Raw genomic sequence first — 23,001 nt, forward strand, 5'->3', positions numbered from 1 at the left:
AGTAACCCCCTCCAGCCCAGTCCCGCTCGATCGCCCCCCGCCGCCGCATCGGTCGCTGGCCATGCGCCCTTTCCCTGCGTCGAGGTGAGACCAGGATACGGCGGGTTTGGAAGGTGGGGACAGATTGAGGTCGAGAAAATGCAGGACGTTGAAATCGCGAGACTTTGTTCGCTATCCGCCGAGCATAACCTCCTTGAACCCTCTCCCAGAGGGAGAGGGTGAAGACGCGCGCGTCAGGGCGCTGATGACGTCGACAACTCGGCGGGAGCCTCGTGGCGTCTCCCATTGGGGCTGGGGACATGCGACGCCGTGAGCGTTCTGAGGGATGGAACGGCCGGGCCGCGTGGCGCGTCCGGCGCTCCCGCCACCTCCCCGGAGGGAGGATCTCGTGGATCAGCCGCCGACCGCGCGCAGGGCCTTGACCTGCCGGGCCGACAGCTTGGACTGCACCTCGTCGCGGATGTCGATGCGGCAGGCCCGGGCCGACCAGCGGTCCAGCCGTTCGGCCCGCGTGCGGGCCTCGCAGACCGCCTGGCCGGCGGCGTCGATGCGGGCCTGCAGCCGGCGCGCGTCGTCGGGGCGGGAAAGGTCCAGGTCGCCGACCGGGATCGCAGCCAGCACCGCCGGCTTGGCCGGCGCGGCCGCGGCCGGCTGGATCAGGCCGAGCACCGGCAGGGCCGCCAGACCCAGCACCGCGACCGTCGACAGCTTGGCGATGAAACGGCCCATGTCGTCCTCCCCTGTTCTGGCGACGCCGTCCGCGTCGCCTTCGAGGGATAGAATGACCAGACTTCTTCGCGAATACGCGTTACGTCTGCTTCATGACGTCGTATTCACAGAGTGAACGACTTGTAATCCTCTAGCGCGAAGAAGAATTCAGCCGCGCTTCCTTGATCGGCGGCCGTTCCAGCGCCTGGTAGACCACCGTGCGGGTTGTGGCGTCCAGGCCCGAGCCCACCCCGCCCAGGCGCTGGATCATGCCGATGAAGAACAGGTCGTTGGCCGGGTCGATCCAGAACCAGGTGCCGGCGCTGCCGCCCCAGCTGATCGTGCCAGGGCCGACGGGCGCGCCCGACAGGCGTGGCTCGACCGCCACGGCCACGTCCAGGCCATAACCCATGCCCGCGCCGAACGGGAAAGGCTTCTGGTCGGGGCGCAGCACCCCGGCCGTGCCGTTGGTGGTGACCTGGAAACTGGGCGGCAGGTGGTTCGAGCGCATCAGGGCCACGGTCTCGGGCCGCAGAACGCGCACCCCGTCCAGCTCGCCGCCGTTCAGGATCATCTGGGCGAAGCGGGCGAAGTCGCCGGCGGTGGACAGCAGCCCCCCGCCCCCGGACGGCGCGGCCGGCGGCCGGGAAACGTCACGCCAGGGGCCTTCGTTGGCGGGGATCAGCCGGCCGGTGGCCGGATCGCCGTCATAGAGGGCCGCCAGGCGCGGCAGCTTCTCGGCCGGGGCCCAGAAGGCGGTGTCCTTCATCTTCAGGGGACGGAAGATCCGCTCCTCCATGAACACCGGCAGGGTCTGGCCCGTCAGGCGCTCGACGATCAGCCCCTGCAGGTCGGCGGCGACGCTGTAGCGCCACATGACCCCGGGTTGGGCGTACATCGGCAGCATGGCCACCTTGCGCACCAGGTGGTCCAGGCTGTCGGACTGCAGCACCCCGGCCCGGTAGTAGGCCTGGTCGGCCACGCTGGCCGGATCGTCGGCCAGGCCGTAGGCGAAGCCGGCCGTGTGGGTCATCAGCTCGCGCATGGTCGGCGGACGGCTGACCGGGGTCAGGATCGGCCGCCCCTGGGCGTCGACGCCGGAGGCCACGCGCAAATCGGCCAGTTCCGGCAGATATTCGGTGACCGGATCGTCCAGCCGCCACCGGCCTTCCTGGTAGAGGATCAGCATCGCCACCCCGGTCACCGCCTTGGTCTCGGAGCGGATGCGGAACAGGGCGTCGGCGGGCATGGCCTCGCCGGTCTCCAGGCTGCGCTTGCCGAACGCCTTCATCGACACGACGCGGCCGTGGCGGCCCAGCACGGTGACGCCGCCGGCGATCTGGCCCTGGTCGACCAGGGCCTGCATGGTCTCGTCCAGCTTGCGGAGCCTTTCGGCCGAGAAGCCGGCGGCTTCCGGCCTGGCCGCGGGCAAGGGCGCGGCCCCCACGGACCCGGCGGCCGCCAGCCCCAGCAGCCCGGCCAGGGCGCTGGCGGCGCGCCTGAACACCGCGCTCATATGATCAGATCCTGTCATCCCGGACCAAGCGTAGCGGAGATCCGGGACCGACCCCAAGCCCGGAGCTTGCGGCGGTCCCGGATCGGCGCGCCGCGCGCTCGTCCGGGATGACGGAGAAGGCGTTCGTCACTTGGGCCGGAACCGCTTGGAGGTCGGGAAGCCCTTGGGCGACAGCTTGCCGGCCCCGGCCCGGCGGCCGATCCAGTCCTTCCACTCGGTCCAGTCGCGGCGGCGACCGGCCGTGTCGATCCAGAAGGCGCCGCCCTCGGTGGTGAACGAGATCGCGTCTCGCAGCCCGCCTTCGCGATACGACTGCAGCTTGACGCCCTTGCCGCGCGGCATCTCCGGCAGTTCCTCCAGCGGGAAGATCAGGATCTTGCCGTTGTCGCCGACCACCGCGATCTGGTCGCCTACCGCCTCCAGGCAGAAGGCCGCCCCGGCCGCATCGACGGTCAGCACCTGCTTGCCGGCCTTGCGGTTGGCCACGGCCTCTTCTTCCGGCATCAGGAACCCGTAGCCCTGTTTCGAGGCCAGGAAGCGCTTGCGCCCGGCCTTGAACGGGAACATGTCGATGATCTTCACCTTGTCGTCGAGCTCGATCATCATCCGCACCGGCTCGCCGTGACCGCGCGCCGACGGCAGGTTGGCGCAGCTGATCGTGAAGAACCGGCCGTCGCTGGTGAATAGCAGGAGCTTGTCGGTGGTCTCGGCCGGGGCCAGGAAGCCCAGCTTGTCGCCTTCCTTGAACTTCAGCTCGGACGGGTCGTCGATCTTGCCCTTGGCGGCGCGGATCCAGCCGCGGTCCGACAGGATGACGGTGATCGGCTCGCGCACGATCATCGCCTCCAGGGCGGCGTCGGCGTCGACCTGCGGGGCGTCCTCGAAGATCGAGCGGCCGATCACGCCGGTCGGGCGCGGCTTGTCGTGCGGGTGGGCGATCTTGACCAGCACGGCGCGCACCTGGCGCAGGCCCGTACCGACCAGGTCCCATTGCTTGCGGTCGCTGGCCAGCATGGCCAGGATGCCGTCGCGCTCCTCCACCAGTTCGGCGTGCTCGCGGCGGATCTCCATCTCCTCCAGCTTGGCCAGTTGGCGCAGGCGGGTGTTGAGGATGGCGTCGGCCTGGATGTCGCTGAGGGCGAAGGCGGCCATTAGCTTCTGCTTGGGCTCGTCCTCGTAGCGGACGATGCGGATCACCTCGTCCAGATTGAGGTAGGCGATCAGCAGGCCGTCCAGGATGTGCAGGCGGGCCTCGATCTTGGCCAGCCGGTGGCGGGCCCGGCGGGTCAGCACCTCGCGGCGGTGGGCCAGGAAGGCCATCAGCGCCGACTTGATGCCCATCACGCCCGGGGTGCCCTTGGCGTCCAGCACGTTGATGTTGACCGGGAAGCGACTTTCCAGCGCCGAGAGCTTGAACAGGCTCTCCATCAGCACTTCGGGCTCGACGTTCTTGGACTTGGGCTCCAGCACCAGCCGGATGTCCTCGGCGCTCTCGTCGCGCACGTCGCCCAGCAGGGCCGCCTTCTTGCTGTCGATCAGGTCGGCCAGTTGCTCGACCAGGTCGGACTTCTTGACCTGGTACGGGATCTCGGTGACGACGATCTGGTAGGTGCCGCGGCCGGTGTCTTCCTTCTCCCAGCGGGCGCGGGTGCGCACGCCGCCGCGACCGGTCTCGTAGGTCTCCAGCAGGCTCTCGCGGGACTCGACGATCACGCCGCCGGTCGGGAAGTCCGGGCCCGGCACGCGCTCCAGGATCTCGGCCGTGGTCGCCTCGGGCTTGGACAGCAGCAGCAGGCAGGCGTCGATCAGCTCGGCCGGATTGTGCGGCGGGATCGAGGTGGCCATGCCCACGGCGATGCCCGACGAGCCGTTGGCCAGCAGGTTGGGGAAGCCCGACGGCAGGACCACCGGCTCCTCGTCCTGGCCGTCATAGGACGGCTTGAAGTCGACCGCGTCCTCGTCGATGCCGTCCAGCAGCAGCATGGCCGCGGCGGTCATCTTGCACTCGGTGTAGCGCATGGCGGCGGGGTTATCGCCGTCGATGTTGCCGAAGTTGCCCTGGCCGTCGACCAGCGGCACGCGCTGGGCGAAGTCCTGGGCCAGGCGGACCAGGGCGTCGTAGATCGACTGGTCGCCGTGCGGGTGGAAGTTGCCCATCACCTCGCCGACCACCTTGGCGCACTTGCGCGCGGCGCCTTCGGGGTTGAGGCGCATGTTGTTCATCGCGTGCAGCACGCGGCGGTGCACGGGCTTCAAGCCATCGCGCACGTCGGGCAGGGCTCGCGAGCCGATCGTCGACAGGGCGTAGGCCAGGTAGCGCTTGGACAGCGCCTCGCTCAGCGGCTCGTCGAGGATGCGGCCGTCTTCCGGGCCGCCGGGGGGAGGTAGGACTGGTTTGTTCATCGGGGAGATTCGTTACGCGTGGCGGCCATCCTAGCCAATCCCGCGCGGCAAATCCTCCTCCGAACGCGTTTTGTTCTCGCCGGATCGGAAAGCCTAAAGCCGTCCCGCCTCGCCCAGCCGGTCCAGCAGCCACACCCGGGCCGGCGGCAGGGGCTTGTTCAGGGGGTGGAACACGAACTGCTCGAGGAAGTGGCCGGTGATGTCGAGGCCGGCCTTGACGTCGCCCTCGGCCAGGCCGCCCTGGGCCGACAGCATGAACGGCGGCAACGGCAGCAGCTTGTCGCGATAGGGCGCGCCCGCCGCGCGGCTGACCGCCCGGCCCGTCCGCGGACTGACATAGACCAGGTCGTCCAGCGACCCGGTGGCGGCGCATTTCGAAAGGTCCAGGCCGAAACCCAGGTCCTGCAGCAGGCCGGCCTCGAACCGCACATAGACGGCCGGCCAGATCTCGGGAATGGCCAGGGCGGCGATCAGGGCCTCCAGGGCGTGGAAAGCCCCGGGATGGGCCTCGCGCTCGGGCAGGGCCCCGGCGGCGACGGCGGCGGCGGCCGACAGGCCCGACAGGGCCAGCGGCTCGTCGAACAGCGACGACGGCCCCTCGCCGATCGGCTCCAGGCTGGCGGCGCCCAGCTGGTCGCCCGTGCGGGCGCGATAGCGGGCGATCACCTTGGCCCCGGCCTGCAGGAACGGCTTCATCCGCCGCGAGGCCGCGCCCGAGACATGGGCGGCGAACTTGCCCCGGTCCTGGGTCAGCAGCTCGACGATGGCCCCGGTCTCGCCATGGACCCGCGCCGACAGCACGAAGGCCTCGTCTTCCCACTCCATCTAGGCCGGGGTCCCCCAGCCCACGATCGTCTCGATCAGCGGCCGCCAGCCCGGCTCGACCGGCAGGCCCAGCACGTCGCGCAGGGCCGCCTCCAGTTCGTCGGCCGACAGGTCGCGCTGCGCGACCAGGGCGCCCGTGGCGTCGCGGTGGGTCAGGCGGTTGTTCTTCAGGGCGTAGCGGGCGGCCGGCGTGGTGCGGCCGGCCGTCAGGCTGAAGGTGAAGTGCGAGCTGGGATGGGCGTAGGTGTAGAAATTGGCCTGCTCGTAGTCCTGGTCGGCCCAGGCGCCGGGCGCCACCTGATAGACCGCCGCCCAGCGGCCCGAGAGGTCGGCCTGCACCTGGCGCTCGCCGCCCAGCTCGTCGATCGGCAGGATGCGGAAGTCGCCGTTGGGCGTGGCCTGGACCGCGTCGGAGAACAGCGCCAGCGGTCCGGTCAGCACGCAGCCGCCGAAGCCGACGTCGGCCAGCCAGACCGTGTCGTCGCCGGGAACGCGCACGGCCAGCACCATGTGCGAGCGCGGGCGCGGCGGCAGATGCTCGGGGACCATCCACAGCACCCGCGCCATCAGCCCGGTGACCTCGAAGCCCAGCGCCGTCAGCACCCGCTTGAACAGGCCGTTCTGTTCGTAGCAATAGCCCCCTCGCCCGGCCCCGATTAGCTTGGCGTCAACATCGGCCGGATCCAGGCTGATCGCCTTGCCCAGCAGCACGTCGAGGTTCTCGAAGACGATGGCGTCGGGGTGCTTCTGGTGCAGGGCGCGCAGCACGTCCAGCGTCGGCTCGCGCGGGCCGTCATAGCCGATGCGGGCGAAATAGGCGTCCAGGTCGACCGAAGGCTGGACCGCCGCGGCGGGCGCGATGTCGAGCTTGCTCACGAGCGCGATATTCCCTGTCTGTTCACGGTTCATGGACAGGGTGTGGAAGGCGGAGTCAAGCTTTCCCTACGCCGCTCATCCCGGCGAACGCCGGGACCCAGATGGGATAGCTTGAAGGCTGACGCCAGAAGCGCCGAGCCTGTCCCATCAGCCACACCGCCATAGGATCTGGGTCCCGGCGTTCGCCGGGATGAGCGGAGTTTGGGGGCTAAACGTCGAAATCCAGGCCCATGTCGTTGAACAGGCCGCGTTCCTCGGCCCAGTTCTCTTTCACCTTCACGTGCAGGAACAGGTGGATCTTGCGGTCGAGGATGTCTTCCAGCTCCTCGCGCGAGGCCTTGCCGATCCACTTGATCACCTCGCCGCCCTTGCCCAGCACGATGGCCCGCTGACCGTCGCGCTCGACATAGATGGTCTGCTCGATGCGGGCGCTGCCGTCGGCGCGTTCCTCGAAGGCCGTGGTCTCGACCGAGGCCGCGTACGGCAGTTCCTCGTGGACGCGCAGATAGATCTTCTCGCGGGTGATCTCGGCGGCCAGCAGGCGGGCCGGCAGGTCGGCGGTCTGGTCTTCCGGATACAGCCACGGGCCTTCCGGCATCAGCGAGGCCAGCTTGGCCATCAGGTCGTCGACGCCGGCGCCGGTGGCGGCGCTGATCATGAAGACCTCGGAATAGACGCCGGTGTCGTAGAGGTCCTGGGTGACCGCCAGCAGGGTGTCGCGCTTGACGCCGTCGATCTTGTTCAGCGCCAGGATCACCTGGCGATCGGCGGCCTTCAGGCCCTCGATGATGGTCTGGACGTCCTGCACCGAGCGGTGCTCGCCGGGGGTGGCGCGGCGCTCGCGCACGGCCAGCTCGGCCTGGACGTCGACCAGGTGGACGACGACTTCGCTGTCCTCGGCGCCGCTCCAGGCGGACCGGACCATGGCGCGGTCCAGGCGCCGGCGCGGGGTGAAGATGCCGGGGGTGTCGACCAGGACGATCTGGGTCGACCCCGTCATGGCCACGCCGCGCACGGGGAAGCGCGTCGTCTGGACCTTCTGGGTGACGATCGAGACCTTGGCCCCGACCATGCGGTTGACCAGGGTGGACTTGCCGGCGTTCGGCGCGCCGATGATGGCGGCGAAGCCGGCGCGGGTGGTTTGGCCCGAGGGGTTTTGGGAGGTGGTTTCAGTCATTGCGGGTGCGTGTAGCACCGATGAGGCCCGGGGGCTAACACTTGCCCCCACCTGACCGCTGCGCGGTCTGTCCGCCCCCATAGGGGGCGGAGCCGAAAGTGCGAAGCTCTTCCCCCTCTGGGGGAAGACGGTCGCGAAGCGACCCGTAGGGGGCAAGTGCTAACCGCCTAGATCCCCGCCCCTTCCCGCTCCAGCAGCGCCTTGGCCGCCGCCTTCTCGGCCTCCTGCCGCGACTTGCCCTTGGCGATCGCCGGGTCGACGCCCTTCACCGTGGCCTCGACCGTGAACACCGGCGCATGGTCCGGCCCCGCGCGGTCGAGCACGCGATAGGTCGGCAACGGCTTGCCCTGGCCTTGCGCCCATTCCTGCAGGGCGGTCTTGGGATCGCGCGGCTTGCCCTGGTTGGCGCGCTCGAACTCGTCGGCCCACAGGTCCAGGAACACCCGCCGGGCCGTCTCCAGCCCGCCGTCGCGATAGAGGGCGGCCATCAGCGCCTCGGCGGCGCCGGCCAGGATCGAATCGGTCTCGCGGCCGCCGATCTTGCTGGACGAGGCCGACAGGCGCAGGGCCGGACCCAGGCTGGCGGCGCGGGCGACCCGGGCGCAGGTTTCGCGGCTGACCAGGGCGTTCAGGCGCGGGGCCAGCTCGCCTTCCTTGGCCTTTGGGAAGCGCTCGGCCAGGGCCTCGGCGGCCAGCAGGCCCAGCACGCGGTCGCCGATGAACTCCAGCACCTCGTTGTCGCCGGCCTTCTTGGCCCCGTCGCCCACGCTGGCGTGGGTCAGGGCCAGCTCCAGCAGCTGGCGGTCCTGGAAGCTGTGACCGATCCGGCGCTCCAGGTCGCCGACGGCGACGGCGCGCCTGTCCATGGTCATCCGGCCGCTATTTGAGGACGCGGAAGAAGCGGCTGGGCCGGGCGTCGGTAAACCAGGTCCACGGCTTGAACAGGTGGGCGTCGGCGTTCCACGACAGCAGGATCAGCTGGGCGCGGCCCACCAGGTTCTCGGCCGGCACGAAGCCGACGCCTTCCTGCATGCCGATGTACTGGTCGTTGGCGTAGTCCCACTTGCACGTGCCAGGGCCGGTCTTGAAGGCCGAGACGCCCGGGTCGAAGCGGCTGTCCAGCGAGTTGTCGCGGTTGTCACCCATGAAGAAGTAGCATCCGGCCGGCACGGTGTAGACGCCGGTGTTGTCGGCGTCGCTGTCGGGGCCGTAGTCCTGGGTGGCGTACTTGCGGCCTTCGGGATTGGTCTCCTCGAAGCGGCCGGCCCGGATCGTGCCGTAGCCGGTGTCGACCAGGGCCGAGGGCAGTTCCCTGCGCGGCAAGGGCTTGCCGTTGATGTAGACCACGCCGCCGCGCACCTGGACCTTGTCGCCGGGCAGGCCGATCAGGCGCTTGATGTAGTCGACGTTCGGATCGCGCGGCAGCTTGAAGACGATGATGTCGCCGCGGGTGGGCGCCTTGCCCAGGATGCGGCCGTCGAATAGCGGCGGGCTGAACGGGATCGAGTGCTTGGACCAGCCGTAGCTGTATTTCGAAACGATGATGTAGTCGCCCTGGTAGAGGTTGGGCTCCATCGACGCCGACGGGATCGTGAACGGCTGGAACAGCAGCACCCGCAGCACCAGGGCGATGCCCAGGGCGTAGGCGACCGTCTTGACGATCTCGATGAACTCCTTGACCGCCCCGGCCTTGTCGTCGGGCGTTTCGGTTTCGGCGGCTTCGGTCATGCGCTGTGGGGCTCTCGACGGAATGGACGGCGGGCGAACCCGACGCGCCTAGCTAGACGGGGTTTACGACGGGGGCAAGCGTGGCGCCCGTTAACTCGCCGTCATGGCGTACGCGGCGCGACGTCGCGCCCCGAACGACGCGCGACCAGCTTGACCGTGGAATCCGGACTCAAATTGTGGCGAGGATCGCCGCCAGCACGAAGGCGAAGAAGCCCCAGCCGACCAGCAGCCCCGCGAACGGCCGCGCCTGCCAAGGCTTCGGCTGATGGCCGCGCCCTGTTTTCGTCTCGACATCGCTCCAGATGGCCATGTGTTTCCCCGTCCCAGAACGGCGCCGTAGGCGGCGCTTGGGGAGCGCGGTGCAAGGCGGGGGCCGGGCCCTGCAGGTCCTCCCCTGTGAGGCAAGGGAAACGCATCTATCCAAAAACGGCTGTCATCCCGGACGAAGCGCGCAGCGCGAAGATCCGGGACCGACGCGTGAACGCGAGTGCTTCCGGCGGTCCCGGATCTGCGCTTCGCTTGTCCGGGATGACAGCTCTTTTCTCAGAAATCCAGATGCGTTTCTCCCGCCCCACAGGGGAAGGATCTGAACCTAGGCCGCAGGCACGGCTTCGATGATCACGAAGGCCTGGGCGTAGGGGTGGTCGTCGGTCAGGGACAGGTGGATCACCGGGGTCATGCCTTCGGGGACCATCGCGGCCAGACGCTCAGCCGCGCCGCCGGTCAGGGCCATGGTCGGCTTGCCGGACGGCAGGTTCACCACCCCCATGCCGGACAGGTGCACCCCGCCCTTCAGCCCCGTGCCCAGGGCCTTGGAGCAGGCCTCCTTGGCGGCGAAGCGCTTGGCGTAGCTGGAGGCGCGGTCGGGCTTGCGCTCGGACCGTCTGCGCTCGATCTCGGTGAAGCTCTTGTGGGTGAAGCGGTCGCCGAACCGTTCGAGGGTCTTCTCGATCCGGCGGATGTCGCACAGGTCCGAGCCGATCCCGATAATCACGCTGCGATCTCGAGCCTGGCGGCGTCCATAAGCGCCCGCATCCGCTGCATGGCCTGGGGCAGGCCGACGAAGATCGCCTCGCCGATCAGGAAGTGGCCGATGTTCAACTCGGCGATCTGCGGGATGGCGGCGATCGGCTTGACGGTCGCGTAGTCGATGCCGTGACCGGCATGGACCTCCAGGCCCAGGCCGGCGGCCAGCTCCGCCCCGGCCTTCAGGCGTTGCAGGATGGCGGCGGCGCGGTCGGCGTGGCCTTCGCGGGCGGCGTCGCAATAGGCGCCGGTGTGCAGCTCCACCACCTGGGCGCCGGCGTCGGCCGAGGCCTGGATCTGGGCCGGGTCGGCCTCGATGAACAGCGACACCCGCGCCCCGACCGTGCGCAGGCGGGCGGTGGCCTCGGCGACGCGATCGGCGCCGCGCACCACGTCCAGTCCGCCCTCGGTGGTGACCTCCTCGCGGCGCTCGGGCACCAGGCAGGCGGCGTGCGGCCGGGCCTGCAGGGCGATGCCGACCATCTCGTCGGTGACCGCCATCTCGAAGTTCAGCGGCTTGCCGCGCCTCAGGCACAGGTCGGTCAGCAGGACGATGTCGGCGTCGCTGATGTGGCGGCGGTCCTCGCGCAGGTGGGCGGTGATGCCGTCGGCGCCGGCCGCCAGGGCCAGCTCGGCGGCCCGCACCGGCTCGGGATAGCTGGCCCCGCGCGCGTTGCGGATCGTGGCCACGTGGTCGATGTTGACGCCGAGCCGCAGCATGCCCGTCAGCCCTTCAGGCGCCGGCTGCCCGGATCCTCGATCGGGATCGCCGCCAGTTCCGGCGGCAGGGCGTCGGCCGGATAGGCCGGGACCTCCAGGCTGGCCAGAGCCACCAGCGGCATGCCGACGTCGGCCTTGCCGCCCGAGCGGTCGACGATGCAGGCCGCGGCGATCACCTCGCCGCCGGCTTCCTGGATCGCGGCGATGCACTCGCGCGACGACAGGCCGGTGGTGACGATGTCTTCCACCATCACGACCTTCTGGCCGGGCTCCAGATGGAAGCCGCGGCGGAACTTGAAGCCGCCGCCCTCGCGCTCGACATAGATCGAGGCGACGTTCAGCCAGCGGGCGGTCTCGTAGCCGGGAATGATCCCGCCCACGGCCGGCGAGACGGCCACGTCGGGCTGGCCGACCGTGGCCACGATCTTCTCGGCCAGGGCCTTGCAGAGGCGCGCGCAGCGCTCGGGCCGCATGAACACCAGGTTCTTCTGCAGGAAGACGGGGCTGTGCAGGCCGGAGGACAGCACGAAGTGGCCTTCGCGCAGGGCGCCGGCGGCGCGGAATTCGTCGAGGACGTCGTCGTTGGTCATGAGGGCTGGATATAGGCCGGTGGCGGCGAGTCTACAAACCGCTCAGTAGCGACGGTAGATCGCGCGCGCCATGCAGCACCCTGACGATCAGAGGCGGCCGTCGCTCGGCATTGTAGATCAGCAAATAGGGAAAGCCGTGAACGGCCAGAAAGCGGTGGGGCAGGTCAGCAATTTCTAGACGTTCGACCCCGCTTCTCGGTCGTTCGGCGATGAGTTGCGCGCCCCGCAACACCGCTGATCGGAAGGCCGCGGCGGCCGTCGGGCGATCAGCACGAATCCAAGCCTCCGCCTCAATCAAATCACGCCGGGCAAGCGGCGAAAACTCCGCCCGGCTCACCGTTCGCCGGCACGCTTTGCATCAATCTCCGCGAAAATCTCTTCGGCCGTGAACACGCCGTCACGATCCGCTTCGGCCGTGGCCGCCGCCAGCATGGCGTTAAACTCTGCGCGTTGGCGTTCGACATCGCGCATCAGATTCAGCGCCGACCGAACCACGTCGGTCACCGTGTCGTACCGTCCGGCATCGACGCAATCGCGGGCGAAGCGTTCGAGGTCGTCGGTAAGCTGGACGCTAGTCGCCATGGGTCGCGCCTTGTGTCAGATGTCCGCCTAAGGTGCGCCCTGGCGCGCCAGGCTTCAAGTGACCGGACAGTTTGCGTGAACGACACTTCTCCTCCCCGCCCCCGCGTCGGCTGCGGCGCGGCGATCCTCGACGGCCAGGGCCGCATCCTGCTGGTCCAGCGCAAGCGTCAGCCGGAGGCCGGCCATTGGGGCCAGCCCGGCGGCAAGCTCGACTGGGGCGAGAACGGTCGGGCCTGCGCCGAACGCGAGATCCTCGAGGAACTGGGGATCACGATCGTGGCCGGCCCGGTGCTGTGCGTCACCGACATGATCGCCGAAGACAGCCACTGGGTGGCCGTGACCTATCGCGCCGACGGCTGCGTGGGCGAGCCGGCGATCCGGGAGCCGCAGGCCCTGGCCGACTGGGGCTGGTTCGCCCTAGACGCCCTGCCCTCGCCCCTGACCGCCGCCACCCTCGACGCGGTCGCCGCGCTTAGGGCATAAGCTCGCCACCTGATTTGCGAGGAAGACCGCCATGTCCGTCGTCACCCTGAAGCGCTGGAACCTCTCGATGGGCGCCGGCCAGCCGCTGGCGGTGATCGCGGGCCTGAACGTGCTGGAGAACCTGGACCTGGCCCTCGAGGTCGGGCGCGAGTTGAAGGCGATCACCGCGCAGCTGGGCCTGCCCTATGTGTTCAAGGCCAGCTTCGACAAGGCCAACCGCTCGTCGATCACCAGCTATCGCGGCCCGGGCCTGAAGGACGGCCTGGCCATGCTGGCCGAGGTCAAGGCCAAGCTGGACGTGCCGATCGCCACCGACATTCACGAGGTCGACCAGGCCGAGCCGGTGGCCGCCGTCGCCGACCTGGTGCAGATCCCCGCCTTCCTGTGCCGCCAGACCGACCTGATCGTCGCCGCCTCGCGCGCCACGGCCGCCGCCGGCGGCTGGCTGCACGTCAAGAAGGCCCAGTTCATCGCCCCGTGGGACTGCAAGAACATCGTCCACAAGGCCCGCGAGGCCGCCCCGGACCTGCAGATCGTGCTGTGCGAGCGCGGCGCCTCGTTCGGTTACAACAACCTGGTGGTCGACATGCTGGGCATCGCGCAGATGCAGAGCCTGGGCGTGCCGGTGACCATCGACGCCACCCACGCCGTCCAGCTGCCGGGCGCCGATCCCCGCACCGCCGGCGGTTCCACGGGCGGTCGTCGCGAGGGCGTGCCGATCATCGCCAAGGCCGCCGTGGCGGCGGGCGCGGACGGCGTGTTCCTGGAATTCCACACCGATCCCGACAAGGCCCTGTGCGACGGCCCCAGCTGCCTGCCGCTGAGCGACGCAGCGGGCCTGCTGAAGACGCTGAAGGCGCTGCACGGAGTGGTGCGGGCTTAGGAAGGACGTTTTTTGGGGGTGCGGGCAAGGCGCCTGCCCCCCTACCCCCGCGTCCGGTCCACCGTCTCCACGGTCGGGCAGGTGCGCAGCGCCGCCGAGATGTTGGTCAGGTGCTTGGCGTCGCGGACTTCGACGTCGATGTCGACGTCGAAGAAGTCGCTCTGGCGGTGGTGCATGCGCAGGTTGACGATGTTGCCGCCGGCCTCGCCGATGATCGTGCACACTTGGCCCAGCACGCCCGGCGCATTGCCGATGGTGGCGTGCAGGCGGGCCAGGGAGACGGTCTCGCGCTCGGCCTCGGGCGTCCAGTTCAGGTCGCGCCAGAGGTCCTCGCGGTCCTCGTATTCGGCCAGCTTCGGGCAGTCGATGGTGTGGACGTCCAGACCCGCCCCGTCCTCGCGCAGGATGCCGACGATGCGGTCGCCCGGCACCGGGCTGCAGCAGTGGGCGAAGTGCAGCGACACCCCCGGGGTCAGGCCGCCGCCGCGCACATAGAGCCGCGCGGCCGTGCCGCCCTCGATCTTGCGCCGCGCCGTGGCCACGGCCACGTCGGTGTCCTTCATGCCCGGGAAGGCGGTCTCCAGCACCTGGCTGGGCGAGACTCGGCCCCGGCCGACGGCGTCGAACAGGGCCTCCTCGGTGTCGAGGGCGAAGCGCTCCAGGATCGGCCGCAGCGACACGTCCTTCAGCTTCTTGCCGGCCCGCTCGAACACCTGCTCCACCGAGGCCCGGCCCAGGCGCAGGAACTCTTCCTTCTCGGTCTGGCGGATATGCCGGCGGATGGCCGAGCGCGCGCGGCCGGTCACGGTCAGAGAACGCCAGTCCGGCGGCACCACGGGCTTGGAGCCCCGGACCACCTCGACCACGTCGCCATTGTTGAGCAGGGTGCGCAACGGCTTGAGCTCGCCGTTGATCTTCACCCCGATGCAGGTGTCGCCGACGCTGGTGTGGACCGCATAGGCGAAGTCCAGCGGCATGGCCCCCCGCGGCAGGCTGACCAGCTTGCCCTTGGGGGTGAAGACGAACACCTGGTCGAGGAACATCTCCAGCTTGGCGTGCTCGACCAGCTCCTCGGCGTCGCCGCCGTGCTCCAGCACCTGGACCAGCTGGCGCAGGTTGGCCAAGGGGTCACGGCCGCCGGCCGCCTCCATGCCTTCCAGGTCCAGGCCGTACGAGGCGTCCTTGTAGCGAAAGTGGGCGGCCACGCCCTCCTCGTTGACCCGGTCCATGGCCTCGGTGCGGATCTGCATCTCGATGCGCATGCCGCGCGGCCCCACCACGGTGGTGTGCAGCGAGCGGTAGTTGTTGCGCTTGGGGGTCGAGATGAAGTCCTTGAAGCGGTCGGGCACGCTGGACCAGGCGCGATGCACCACGCCCAGGGCCCGGTAGCAGTCCTCTTCGCTGTCGACGATCACCCGGAAGGCGTAGATGTCGGACATCTGGGAGAAGCCGATCGACTTGCGCTGCAGCTTGCGCCAGATCGAATAGGGCGACTTCTCGCGACCGAAGACCCGGGCCGGCAGGCCGGCCGATTCCAGGCGGGCGGAGATTTCCTGGCTGACCAGGGCCACGGCTCCGCCCTGCTCGGCCCGCAGGGTGTCCAGCCGCCGGATGATCGCGTTGCGGGCCACCGGATTGGTGTGCTCGAAACTGAGCTCCTCCAGCTCGGTGCAGATGCGGTGGCAGCCGATGTTGCGGGCCAGGGGCGCGTAGATATCGCGTGTCTCGCGGGCGATGCGCTCGCGCTTGGCCTGGCTCTTGATGTAGTGCAGCGTCCGCATGTTGTGCAGACGGTCGGCCAGCTTGACCAGCAGGACACGGACGTCCCGCGAGATGGCCAGGATGAACTTGCGCAGGTTCTCGGCCTGGCGGGCGTGCTCGGCCTGGAGTTCCAGCTTCGACAGCTTGGTGACGCCCTCGACCAGCTCGGCGATCTCCTCGCCGAACAGCTTGGCGATCTCGTCCTTGGTGACCGGGGTGTCCTCGATCACGTCGTGCAGCAGGGCCGTGACGATGGTCGCGGTGTCCAGCCGGTACTCGGTCAGGATGCCGGCCACTTCGATCGGGTGGGCGTAGTAGGGGTCGCCGCTGGCCCGGGTCTGGCTGCCGTGCATGCGCATGGCGTAGACATAGGCGCGGTTCAGCAGGGCTTCGTCCGCGGTCGGATCGTAGGCGTGGACGCGCTCGATCAGTTCGTACTGGCGGAGGAACTTCTGGCGGGGCTTGGCCGCGGGAGCGGGAGCCGGCGCGGTGTCGTTGGCGGAAGCCGCAGACGAAGACGCGCCCGATTCGGAATCGGGCGCGCGTTCGGAAGGAGCGGCGGCGGGCGCCGCTTCGAGAATGAGAGGGTCTGCGCCGTCGGGGCTCAGTACCGCTCCTCCTGACCGCCGTCGCGGTCGCTCTGCAGGGCGCGGACCAGTTCCAGTTCGCTCATCTGCATGTGGGTGGGATCGGCCAGCAGGGCGAGGGTTTCGGCCTCTTCCTCGGCTTCGGTGTGCTCGTCCACGCGCTGCAGCGTGGTGATCAGCTGTTCCTTCAGGCCCTCGTGATCGACCACGTCGTCGGCGATCTCGCGCAGGGCGACGACGGGGTTCTTGTCGTTGTCGCGATCGACGAGCAGCGAGGCGCCGGCCGAGATGCCGCGCGCGCGATGGGCGGACAGCAAGACCAGAGCGAAGCGGTTGGGAACCTTCTCGACGCAATCTTCGACGGTGACGCGGGCCATGAATTCCTCGGGCTATGAGCCTTGGTTATCGCAAAATAGGGTCTGCGGCGGCGTTACACAACGCCGCATCGGCTTAAGTCCCGGCTTTCGCGAGGGGGCGCTTATGCCGGGTTTGGTCGGAGAAGTCCAGCGGGACGGCGCGGAGGGTGCCTTCTCCTACTTCTTCTTTTGCGGATAGATCGTTTCGCCGCGCTCCAGCATGGCGACGAAGGTCTCGATCTTCTTCTTTCGCCCGGCTTGCGTCTTCATGTTGTGGACGCGGAAGGCCAGGGCGAAGCGGTTCTGCGCCGACAGCCTGGCCAGCATCGACCTGGCCTTCGGACTGGCGTCGATCGCCGCCTGGAGGCCGTCGGGGACCTTCATGTCCTTGCCGGCGGCGTAGGCGCGGTCCCAGCGCCCGTCGGCCTTGGCCGCCTCCACCTCGCGCAGGCCGTGCTCCGTCATCCGGCCCTCGTCGATCAGCCGCGCGACATTGTCGACGTTGATCTGGCTCCAGATGCTGGTCTTCGTGCGCGGCGTGTAGCGCTGCAGGAAGCTCCGCTCGTCGAAGCTCTTCTTGACCCCGTCGATCCAGCCCCAGCACAGCACCACGTCGATCGCCTGCTTGGCGGTGATCGAGGGCAGGCCCGACCCGACCTTGTGGATCTTGATCCAGACCTCGCCCTGCTTGTCGTGGTGGCGCGAAAGCCAGTCGTGGAACGCGTCGGCGTCAATGAATTCCTGGACGTGGGCGGGATTGACCTCGATGGCGGCCATCAACAGCTCTCAGGCAAGCGGACACCCCGGGCGCGAGGCCCGGGACCGGAAGACTCCCCCTACCAGACCTTCACGCGCTTTTCTGGCGGCAGGTACAGCGCGTCGCCCGGCTTGATGTCGAAGGCGGCGTACCAGGCGTCGAGGTTGCGCACGGTGTCGGCCCGGTACTGGTCAGGCGCGTGGCCATCGGTGACCAGTTGCTGGCGCTCGGCTTCCGGACGCGAATAGCCGCGCCAGCTTTGGGCGTAGGCCAGGAAGAACCGCTGGTCGCCGGTCAGGCCGTCGATCACCGGGGCCGGCTTGCCGCCCAACGAGGCGTGGTAGGCGTCCAGGGCCGCGGCCAGGCCGGCGACGTCGGCGATGTTCTCGCTGAGGGTCTGCTTGCCGTTCACGGCCAGGTCGGGGAACGGCTTGTAACCGTCGAACTGGTCGGCCAAGGCCGCGCCGGCCTTCTGGAAATGCTCCAGGTCAGTCGGGGTCCACCAGTTGCGCAGGCGCCCCTGGCTGTCGAACTGGGCGCCCTGGTCGTCGAAGCTGTGGCTGATCTCATGGCCGATCGTGCCGCCCGTGCCGCCGTAATTGGCCGCCGCATCGGCGTCGGCGTCGAAATACGGGGCCTGCAGGATGGCGGCCGGGAAGTTCAGGCCGTTCAGCATCGGCAGGTTCACGGCGTTGACGGTCTGGGGCGTCATCACCCACTGGCCGCGATCGACCGGCTTGCCCAGCTGGCCGATCCAGTAGGCGGTCTCGAATTTCTCGGAGCGCTGGACGTTGCCGACCGGGTCGCCGCGCACGATCCGGAGCGCCGAATAGTCCCGCCACTGGTCGGGATAGCCGACCCCGACCTTCAGCACCTCGACCTTGCGGCGGGCCTCGGCCTTGGTCTCCGGCGCCATCCAGTCCAGGCCGTCGATGCGGCGCTCGAACGAGGCCTTGATGCTGTCGACCATGGCCGACACCTCCGCCTTGGACCGGGCCGGGAAATACTGCTCGACATAGAGCTTGCCGACCACTTCGCCCAGCACGGCGTTGGTCGAGTTGACGCCACGCTTCCAGCGGGCCGACAGCTGCGGCGTGCCCTGCAGGGCCTGGCCGTAGAAGGCGAAGCGCTCGTCGACGAAGGCCTTGGGCAGCAGGTTCGAATAGTGATCCAGATAGTGGAAGGTCAGGTAGTCCTTCCAGGTGTCGAGGGTCTCGCCGGCGGCGACCTTGCCCAGGCCCGTGACCATGGTCGGATGCCAGACGATGAAGCGCGGCTGGTCGGCCAGGCCCGCGGCGGCGAAGAAGGCCTTCCAGTCCAGCCCCGGGGCCTTGGCCGCGAAGTCGGCCGGCGTCCAGCTGTTGTTGGCCTTCTGGACGTCGGCGCTGTCGGCGCGACTGCCCGAGGCCTGGGCGATCTTCGTCTCCAGCGCCATGATCCGCGCGGCCTTGGCCTGAGCGTCGGCGACGCCGCCCAGGGTCAGGATCCTGGCGATGTGGGCGACGTACTTGTCGCGCACCGTCTTCATCGCCGCCTTGTCCGACAGGTAGTATTCGCGATCGGGCATGCCCAGCCCGCCCTGCAGCAGGAACGGCGCGTACTTGCTGGTGTCGTCGAACGACGGCGAGGCCCACAGGCCCAGCACGTTGTCGGTGTAGAAGTCGGTGGCGTTCAGGGCGTCGACATCGGCGCGGACGTTGCCGCCCAGCACGGCGGCGAGGCCGGTGCGGGTCTTGATCGCCGCGATCCGCGCCAGGCCCGCCTTCATCGGCGCAAGGCCGGCCTTCTCGATGGCCGCCTCGTCCATGTAGCTGGCGTAGTAGTCGCCCACCTTCTTGGCGTCGGCCGAGCCGGCGTCCTTGGCCCCGGATTGGGCCGCGGCCTGGATCAGGTCGACCGTGCGCTTGGCGGTCTTCTCGATCAGGATGGCGCCGACGCCGTAGCTGCTGCGGTCGGCGGGGATCGGATTGGCCTTGATCGCCGCGCCGTTGGCGTAGGTCCAGAAGTCGTCGCCGGGCTTGATCGCGGTGTCGAAGGCGGATTTGTCGACGCCGCTTTTCAGGTCGGCGGCGAAAGCCGGAGCGGCGGACAGCAGCGCGCAGGCGGCGGCGCAGGCGAGCAGCGAACGGGTCAGGGTCATGCAGGAGGTCCCACGAAGCGCGAGCGCGGCGGCGCTCAGCACGATTTGGCGCGGACTATCCCGCCGCCTTGGGCAGGGAGCGAATTAAAGTTTGGCAATGTCCGCGAGCGGCGTCGCGTCCGTCCCCACGCTCGCACCCGCCGCCAGGTCCGCCGCCGTCCGCCCGTTGACCGGGTGACGCCAGGCCGGCGCGATCTGCGCCAGTGGTCCCATCACGAACAGCCGCTCGTGGGCCCTCGGATGGGGCACGACCACCGCCCCGTCCAGCACCGTCCGACCATGGGCGATCAGGTCGAGATCCAGGGTGCGGGGCGCGTTGGCCTCGGCGCGCACCCGGCCGAAACGGGCCTCCAGGCGGTGCAGGGTCGCCAGCACCGCCTCCGCCGGCAACGCCGTCTCGACCAGGACAACCCCATTCAAATAGGCTGGCGCGGCCGGGTCGGGCCAGGCGGCCGAGGTCCACCAGGAGGACCGCCCCGCCACGGCCAGGCCCTCCGACGCCAGGGCGTCGACCGCCGCGTCGAGCAAGACTTCGCGACTCGGGTATGATCCGGGCAGGCTGCAGCCCAGGGCGATCACCACCGCCTGATCGAGCCATTTTTGATCGTGTTGATTTTTCAAGGAATTCCGATCACGTGACCTTCTACCCGACCGAGCGCCTGGCGCTGTTCATCGACGGGGCCAATTTCTTCTCGGCCGCCAAGGCCCTGGGCTTCGACATCGATTACCGCAAGCTGCTGGACGAGTTCCGCAAGCGCGGCCTGCTGGTGCGCGCCTACTACTACACCGCCATCGCCGAGAACGAGGAGTATTCTCCGATCCGGCCGCTGGTCGACTGGCTGGACTACAACGGCTTCACCCTGGTGACCAAGCCGGCCCGCGAGTTCACCGACAGCCAGGGCCGCAAGCGCTGGCGCGGCGACATGGACATCGAGATCGCCGTCGACATGATGGAGATGGCCCAGACCGTCGACCACCTGGTGCTGTTCTCCGGCGACGGCGATTTCCGGGCCCTGGTCGCGGCCGTGCAGCGCAAGGGCCGCCGGGTCACCGTGGTCTCGACCATGAAGAGCCAGCCGCCGATGACCAGCGACGACCTGCGCCGCCAGGCCGACAACTTCGTCGATCTGGCCGACCTGGGCGCCATCATCGGCCGACCGCAGCGCTCCAGCAGCCTGCCCCGCTTCGTCACCGACCCGGCCCGAGGTCCGGCGCAGCCCGACGACGCCGACGAGGACTGAGCATGGGCCAGCACTCCAACATCCCCGGCGAGGTCGTGCCCTCGCCGGCCGAGCCGCCGCGCGACTGCCCGCTGTGCCCGCGCCTGGTGGCCTATCGCCGCGAGAACCAGGACCTCTATCCGGACTGGTTCAACGGCCCCGCCCCGTCGTTCGGCGACCATGAGGCGCGACTGCTGGTCGTGGGCCTGGCCCCCGGCCGCAAGGGCGCCAACCGCACCGGCCGGCCGTTCACCGGCGACTATGCCGGGACCCTGCTCTACGACACCCTGGTCAAGTACGGCTTCGCGACCGGCAAGTTCGAGGCCCGGCCCGACGACTCCCTGAGGCTGATCGGCAGCGCGGTGACCAACGCCGTCCGCTGCGCCCCGCCCGGCAACAAGCCCGAGACCAGCGAAGAGAACAACTGCCGGCCGTTCCTCACCCGCCGGCTGGAGATGTTCCCCAGGCTGAAGGCCATCGTCACCCTGGGCGACGTCTCGCGCCGCAACCTGCTCAAGGCCCTGGGCCTGAAGGCCTCGGCCGGCCTTCCCGGCCACGGCACGGAGTTCCAGGCCGGGCCGTACCGGGTGTTCAACAGCTACCACTGCTCGCGGCTGAACACGAACACCGGCCGGCTGACGACGCCGATGTTCGAAGAGCTGTTCGCCCGGGTGAAGGCCTATCTGGACGCCAATCCCTAGGACGCGGCCTTCAAGCCCGCGATGAAGTCGCGCGCCATGGCGATGTTGCGCTCCATGAACGCGACGATCAGCGCCAGGTCCTCGTCCGAATAGCGGGCGTTCAAGTCCTCGCTGGCGGCCTGCAGCGGGGCGTACAGCGCGTTCAGGGCGGTCAGGCTCTCGGCCTTCACCCGCACCACCACGCGGCGGCGATCAGCGGGATCGCTCTCGCGCGTGACGTAGCCGGCGCGCTCCAGCCGGTCGATCAGTCCGGTGATCGCGCCGCTGGTCAGGCCCGTGGCCCTGGCCAGTTCACCCGCCGTGCGAGGGCCCTGCAACTGCATCAGGTCCAGGCACTCCAGGTCGCTGGCGTTCAACCCGGCCCGGTCGGCGATCGTCTGGCTGATTAGCACGCCTTGCGCGCTGGCTTCGCGCATCGCCGCCTGCAGTCGCCACAGCAAGGCCTGGCGACCGTCCTCGCCGCCCGTTGACGCCTTCGTCATATTATCTTACTCACTAAGATATTCTGCAACTAAGATACATTCGTCGAAGGAACCGACCAAATGGGAATGGACATCGCCGTCGTCACGGCCTTCGCCGCCTTGATCCTGGTCGCCGGCAGCCTGGGCGGCGGCGTCTACGAGACCGCGCTGATCGACCGGTTGTGGCCCGACAATCCCGCCCTGGTCCAACCCAGCCGAGGCGGCATTGATCGCAAGCGGTTCTGGATACCGGCGCACTTCACCTTCGAGGCCCTGCTGGGCGCGGCGCTGTGGACCGCCTGGCCCCGTCTCGATGCGCGCCAATGGTTGCTGGCGGCTCTGGCCGCCCACGGGGCGATGCGGGCCTGGTCGTTCGCCTATTTCATTCCGCGCGCGTTTGCGTTCGAAAAGGCCGGCGATTTCGACGCCGACCAGCATGCCCGCGCCATGGCCTGGGTCCGCGCCAGCGGCTGGCGACTGCTGCTGGACCTGGCCGCCGCCGTGTCGCTGTGCCTGGCGATCATCGCCCTGCTGGCCGCCTGACCTCACCACACCAGCCCCGTCGTCTTCAGCCGCACCCGCGCCAGGGTGTGGTTCGAAGCCAGGAACAGCGTGCTTCCGTCCTCGCCGAACGCGCAGTTGGCGATGGCCGTCCCCGTCTCGATCACCCCGATCAGTTCGGCGTCAGGCGTCAGCACCAGCACCCCGCCCGGACCCGTGGCGTAGAGCCGGCCGTCGGTGTCCAGGCACAGGCCGTCGGGCAGGCCCGGGCCGCCCGCCGCGCGCAGCGGCATGGCGTCGAAGAACAGCGCCTTGGCCGTAGGCAGCCCGTCCGGCCCCAGGTCGTAGACCACCAGCTTGGGCGCGTCCGGATCGGAGACCGAAACATAGAGCCGGCTCTGGTCCGGCGACAGGGCGATCCCGTTCGGAAAGGTCAGGTCGGCGTCCAGCAGCTCCAGCGTCCCGTCCGGCGCCAGGCGATAGACGCCGTTGAAATCCAGCTCGCGCAGCGGCGAGCTGTTGCGGCCCTTCAGGCCATAGGTCGGGTCGGTGAAATAGATCGCCCCCGTCCTGGCCACCGCCAGGTCGTTGGGGCTGTTGAACCGCTTGCCCTGCCAGCGCTCCAGCAAGAGGGTCTTCTTCCGCGTCTTCAGATCGATCCTGGCCAGGGCCCGATTGCCATGGTCGCAGGCCAGCAGAAAGCCGGCGGCGTCCAGCGCCATGCCGTTCTGGCCCGGCTCGGCGAAAGCGTCGGTGGGCGGGCCGTCATAGCCCGACGGGTTCAGCACTTCGCTGACCCCGTCCGCCTCGCTCCAGCGGTACATGACGTTGCCCGGCACGTCGGAAAACACCAGGTAGGCGCCATCCCGCACCCAGACCGGCCCCTCGGTCCAGATGAAGCCGTCGGCCAGTTGCTGGATCTCGGCGTCCGGGGCGATGACGGCGTCGAGCTTTGGGGAGAGCCGGTGGATCCGGCCGACGGTTTTGTAGGTCACCTGGG

The 23,001-nt window shown here is 69.2% G+C and carries 26 protein-coding genes and 1 pseudogene; 6 read left to right on the forward strand and 21 right to left on the reverse strand.

The annotated features are described in order from the left end of the window. A pseudogene (locus tag BM066_RS27350) lies at nucleotides 1-128 on the forward strand (hypothetical protein); the annotation flags it as partial. A 265-nt stretch (nucleotides 129-393) separates the two neighbouring features. Here the strand turns inward: BM066_RS27350 and BM066_RS12280 are convergent. The 14 genes from BM066_RS12280 to BM066_RS12340 form a co-directional block, all read right to left on the reverse strand. Further along, nucleotides 394-729: a UrcA family protein gene (locus BM066_RS12280; RefSeq protein WP_089928228.1), complete on the reverse strand. Its 336-nt coding sequence runs from the start codon at nucleotides 727-729 to the stop codon at nucleotides 394-396. Nucleotides 730-859: 130 nt separating this feature from the next. Next, entirely contained in the window at nucleotides 860-2,224 is a 1,365-nt protein-coding gene (locus tag BM066_RS12285) for a serine hydrolase domain-containing protein (RefSeq protein ID WP_255367569.1), read from the reverse strand. A gap of 126 nt (nucleotides 2,225-2,350) precedes the next feature. Then, entirely contained in the window at nucleotides 2,351-4,627 is a 2,277-nt protein-coding gene (parC, locus tag BM066_RS12290) for a DNA topoisomerase IV subunit A (RefSeq protein ID WP_089928234.1), read from the reverse strand. A 93-nt stretch (nucleotides 4,628-4,720) separates the two neighbouring features. After that, nucleotides 4,721-5,452 (reverse strand): DNA repair protein RecO, encoded by a 732-nt coding sequence (gene recO, locus BM066_RS12295; RefSeq protein WP_089928237.1) that lies wholly within the window; start codon nucleotides 5,450-5,452, stop codon nucleotides 4,721-4,723. Then, nucleotides 5,453-6,328, reverse strand: coding sequence for an arylamine N-acetyltransferase family protein (locus BM066_RS12300; RefSeq protein WP_255367570.1), 876 nt, complete (start codon nucleotides 6,326-6,328; stop codon nucleotides 5,453-5,455). Between the two features lie 208 nt (nucleotides 6,329-6,536). Then, complete coding sequence (gene era / locus BM066_RS12305) at nucleotides 6,537-7,505, reverse strand: GTPase Era (protein ID WP_089928242.1); 969 nt, start codon at nucleotides 7,503-7,505, stop codon at nucleotides 6,537-6,539. Between the two features lie 167 nt (nucleotides 7,506-7,672). Continuing rightward, a complete protein-coding gene (gene rnc / locus BM066_RS12310) occupies nucleotides 7,673-8,371 on the reverse strand; it encodes a ribonuclease III (RefSeq protein WP_089928443.1) in 699 nt (232 codons plus the stop codon). A gap of 13 nt (nucleotides 8,372-8,384) precedes the next feature. Further along, on the reverse strand, nucleotides 8,385-9,233 hold the full coding sequence (gene lepB / locus BM066_RS12315; protein ID WP_089928244.1) for a signal peptidase I: 849 nt from the start codon (nucleotides 9,231-9,233) through the stop codon (nucleotides 8,385-8,387). A gap of 169 nt (nucleotides 9,234-9,402) precedes the next feature. Then, complete coding sequence (locus tag BM066_RS26450) at nucleotides 9,403-9,543, reverse strand: hypothetical protein (protein ID WP_177218447.1); 141 nt, start codon at nucleotides 9,541-9,543, stop codon at nucleotides 9,403-9,405. A gap of 282 nt (nucleotides 9,544-9,825) precedes the next feature. Next, the gene (gene acpS, locus BM066_RS12320; protein ID WP_089928247.1) at nucleotides 9,826-10,227 is read right to left on the reverse strand and encodes a holo-ACP synthase; all 402 of its coding nucleotides are present in this window, start codon (nucleotides 10,225-10,227) and stop codon (nucleotides 9,826-9,828) included. After that, the gene (locus BM066_RS12325) at nucleotides 10,224-10,979 is read right to left on the reverse strand and encodes a pyridoxine 5'-phosphate synthase (RefSeq protein WP_089928250.1); all 756 of its coding nucleotides are present in this window, start codon (nucleotides 10,977-10,979) and stop codon (nucleotides 10,224-10,226) included. The genes acpS and BM066_RS12325 overlap by 4 nt, the downstream gene beginning before the upstream one ends. Nucleotides 10,980-10,984: 5 nt before the next feature. Further along, entirely contained in the window at nucleotides 10,985-11,569 is a 585-nt protein-coding gene (gene pyrE / locus BM066_RS12330) for an orotate phosphoribosyltransferase (RefSeq protein ID WP_089928252.1), read from the reverse strand. A gap of 31 nt (nucleotides 11,570-11,600) precedes the next feature. Next, nucleotides 11,601-11,906: a type II toxin-antitoxin system RelE/ParE family toxin gene (locus BM066_RS12335; RefSeq protein WP_089928255.1), complete on the reverse strand. Its 306-nt coding sequence runs from the start codon at nucleotides 11,904-11,906 to the stop codon at nucleotides 11,601-11,603. Then, nucleotides 11,903-12,151 carry a type II toxin-antitoxin system ParD family antitoxin gene (locus BM066_RS12340; RefSeq protein WP_089928258.1) on the reverse strand — a complete coding sequence of 83 codons (249 nt, stop codon included), beginning with the start codon at nucleotides 12,149-12,151 and terminating at the stop codon, nucleotides 11,903-11,905. The genes BM066_RS12335 and BM066_RS12340 overlap by 4 nt, the downstream gene beginning before the upstream one ends. Nucleotides 12,152-12,226: 75 nt before the next feature. Between BM066_RS12340 and BM066_RS12345 the strand changes: the two genes are divergently transcribed. Next, nucleotides 12,227-12,634: an NUDIX domain-containing protein gene (locus tag BM066_RS12345; protein ID WP_089928261.1), complete on the forward strand. Its 408-nt coding sequence runs from the start codon at nucleotides 12,227-12,229 to the stop codon at nucleotides 12,632-12,634. A gap of 31 nt (nucleotides 12,635-12,665) precedes the next feature. Next, nucleotides 12,666-13,517, forward strand: coding sequence for a 3-deoxy-8-phosphooctulonate synthase (kdsA, locus tag BM066_RS12350; protein WP_089928264.1), 852 nt, complete (start codon nucleotides 12,666-12,668; stop codon nucleotides 13,515-13,517). Between the two features lie 41 nt (nucleotides 13,518-13,558). On the opposite strand, the gene BM066_RS12355 is transcribed toward kdsA, so the two are convergent. From BM066_RS12355 to folK, 5 genes are all read right to left on the reverse strand, one after another. Then, nucleotides 13,559-15,709: a RelA/SpoT family protein gene (locus tag BM066_RS12355; protein WP_177218450.1), complete on the reverse strand. Its 2,151-nt coding sequence runs from the start codon at nucleotides 15,707-15,709 to the stop codon at nucleotides 13,559-13,561. Nucleotides 15,710-15,882: 173 nt separating this feature from the next. After that, complete coding sequence (gene rpoZ, locus BM066_RS12360; RefSeq protein WP_007671240.1) at nucleotides 15,883-16,242, reverse strand: DNA-directed RNA polymerase subunit omega; 360 nt, start codon at nucleotides 16,240-16,242, stop codon at nucleotides 15,883-15,885. A 156-nt stretch (nucleotides 16,243-16,398) separates the two neighbouring features. Continuing rightward, nucleotides 16,399-16,998, reverse strand: a complete 600-nt coding sequence (locus BM066_RS12365) for a YdeI/OmpD-associated family protein (RefSeq protein ID WP_089928267.1) — start codon at nucleotides 16,996-16,998, stop codon at nucleotides 16,399-16,401. A 59-nt stretch (nucleotides 16,999-17,057) separates the two neighbouring features. Then, nucleotides 17,058-19,118, reverse strand: coding sequence for a M13 family metallopeptidase (locus BM066_RS12370; protein WP_089928270.1), 2,061 nt, complete (start codon nucleotides 19,116-19,118; stop codon nucleotides 17,058-17,060). 84 nt (nucleotides 19,119-19,202) lie between these two features. After that, entirely contained in the window at nucleotides 19,203-19,739 is a 537-nt protein-coding gene (gene folK, locus BM066_RS12375) for a 2-amino-4-hydroxy-6-hydroxymethyldihydropteridine diphosphokinase (RefSeq protein WP_255367571.1), read from the reverse strand. A gap of 14 nt (nucleotides 19,740-19,753) precedes the next feature. On the opposite strand from folK, the gene BM066_RS12380 reads away from it, so the two are divergent. Then, on the forward strand, nucleotides 19,754-20,359 hold the full coding sequence (locus BM066_RS12380; RefSeq protein WP_089928273.1) for a LabA-like NYN domain-containing protein: 606 nt from the start codon (nucleotides 19,754-19,756) through the stop codon (nucleotides 20,357-20,359). A gap of 2 nt (nucleotides 20,360-20,361) precedes the next feature. Continuing rightward, entirely contained in the window at nucleotides 20,362-21,039 is a 678-nt protein-coding gene (locus BM066_RS12385) for a uracil-DNA glycosylase (RefSeq protein ID WP_089928275.1), read from the forward strand. Here the strand turns inward: BM066_RS12385 and BM066_RS12390 are convergent. Further along, nucleotides 21,036-21,521 (reverse strand): MarR family winged helix-turn-helix transcriptional regulator, encoded by a 486-nt coding sequence (locus tag BM066_RS12390; protein ID WP_089928278.1) that lies wholly within the window; start codon nucleotides 21,519-21,521, stop codon nucleotides 21,036-21,038. The two genes, BM066_RS12385 and BM066_RS12390, sit on opposite strands and share 4 nt — an antisense overlap. A gap of 60 nt (nucleotides 21,522-21,581) precedes the next feature. On the opposite strand from BM066_RS12390, the gene BM066_RS12395 reads away from it, so the two are divergent. Beyond that, the gene (locus tag BM066_RS12395) at nucleotides 21,582-22,043 is read left to right on the forward strand and encodes a hypothetical protein (protein WP_089928281.1); all 462 of its coding nucleotides are present in this window, start codon (nucleotides 21,582-21,584) and stop codon (nucleotides 22,041-22,043) included. 2 nt (nucleotides 22,044-22,045) lie between these two features. Here the strand turns inward: BM066_RS12395 and BM066_RS12400 are convergent, their stop codons facing one another. Further along, nucleotides 22,046-22,996: an SMP-30/gluconolactonase/LRE family protein gene (locus tag BM066_RS12400; RefSeq protein WP_089928451.1), complete on the reverse strand. Its 951-nt coding sequence runs from the start codon at nucleotides 22,994-22,996 to the stop codon at nucleotides 22,046-22,048. Nucleotides 22,997-23,001: the final 5 nt, after the last annotated feature.

The sequence above is a fragment of the Caulobacter sp. UNC279MFTsu5.1 genome, from assembly GCF_900114015.1.
Taxonomy (GTDB): Bacteria; Pseudomonadota; Alphaproteobacteria; order Caulobacterales; family Caulobacteraceae; genus Caulobacter.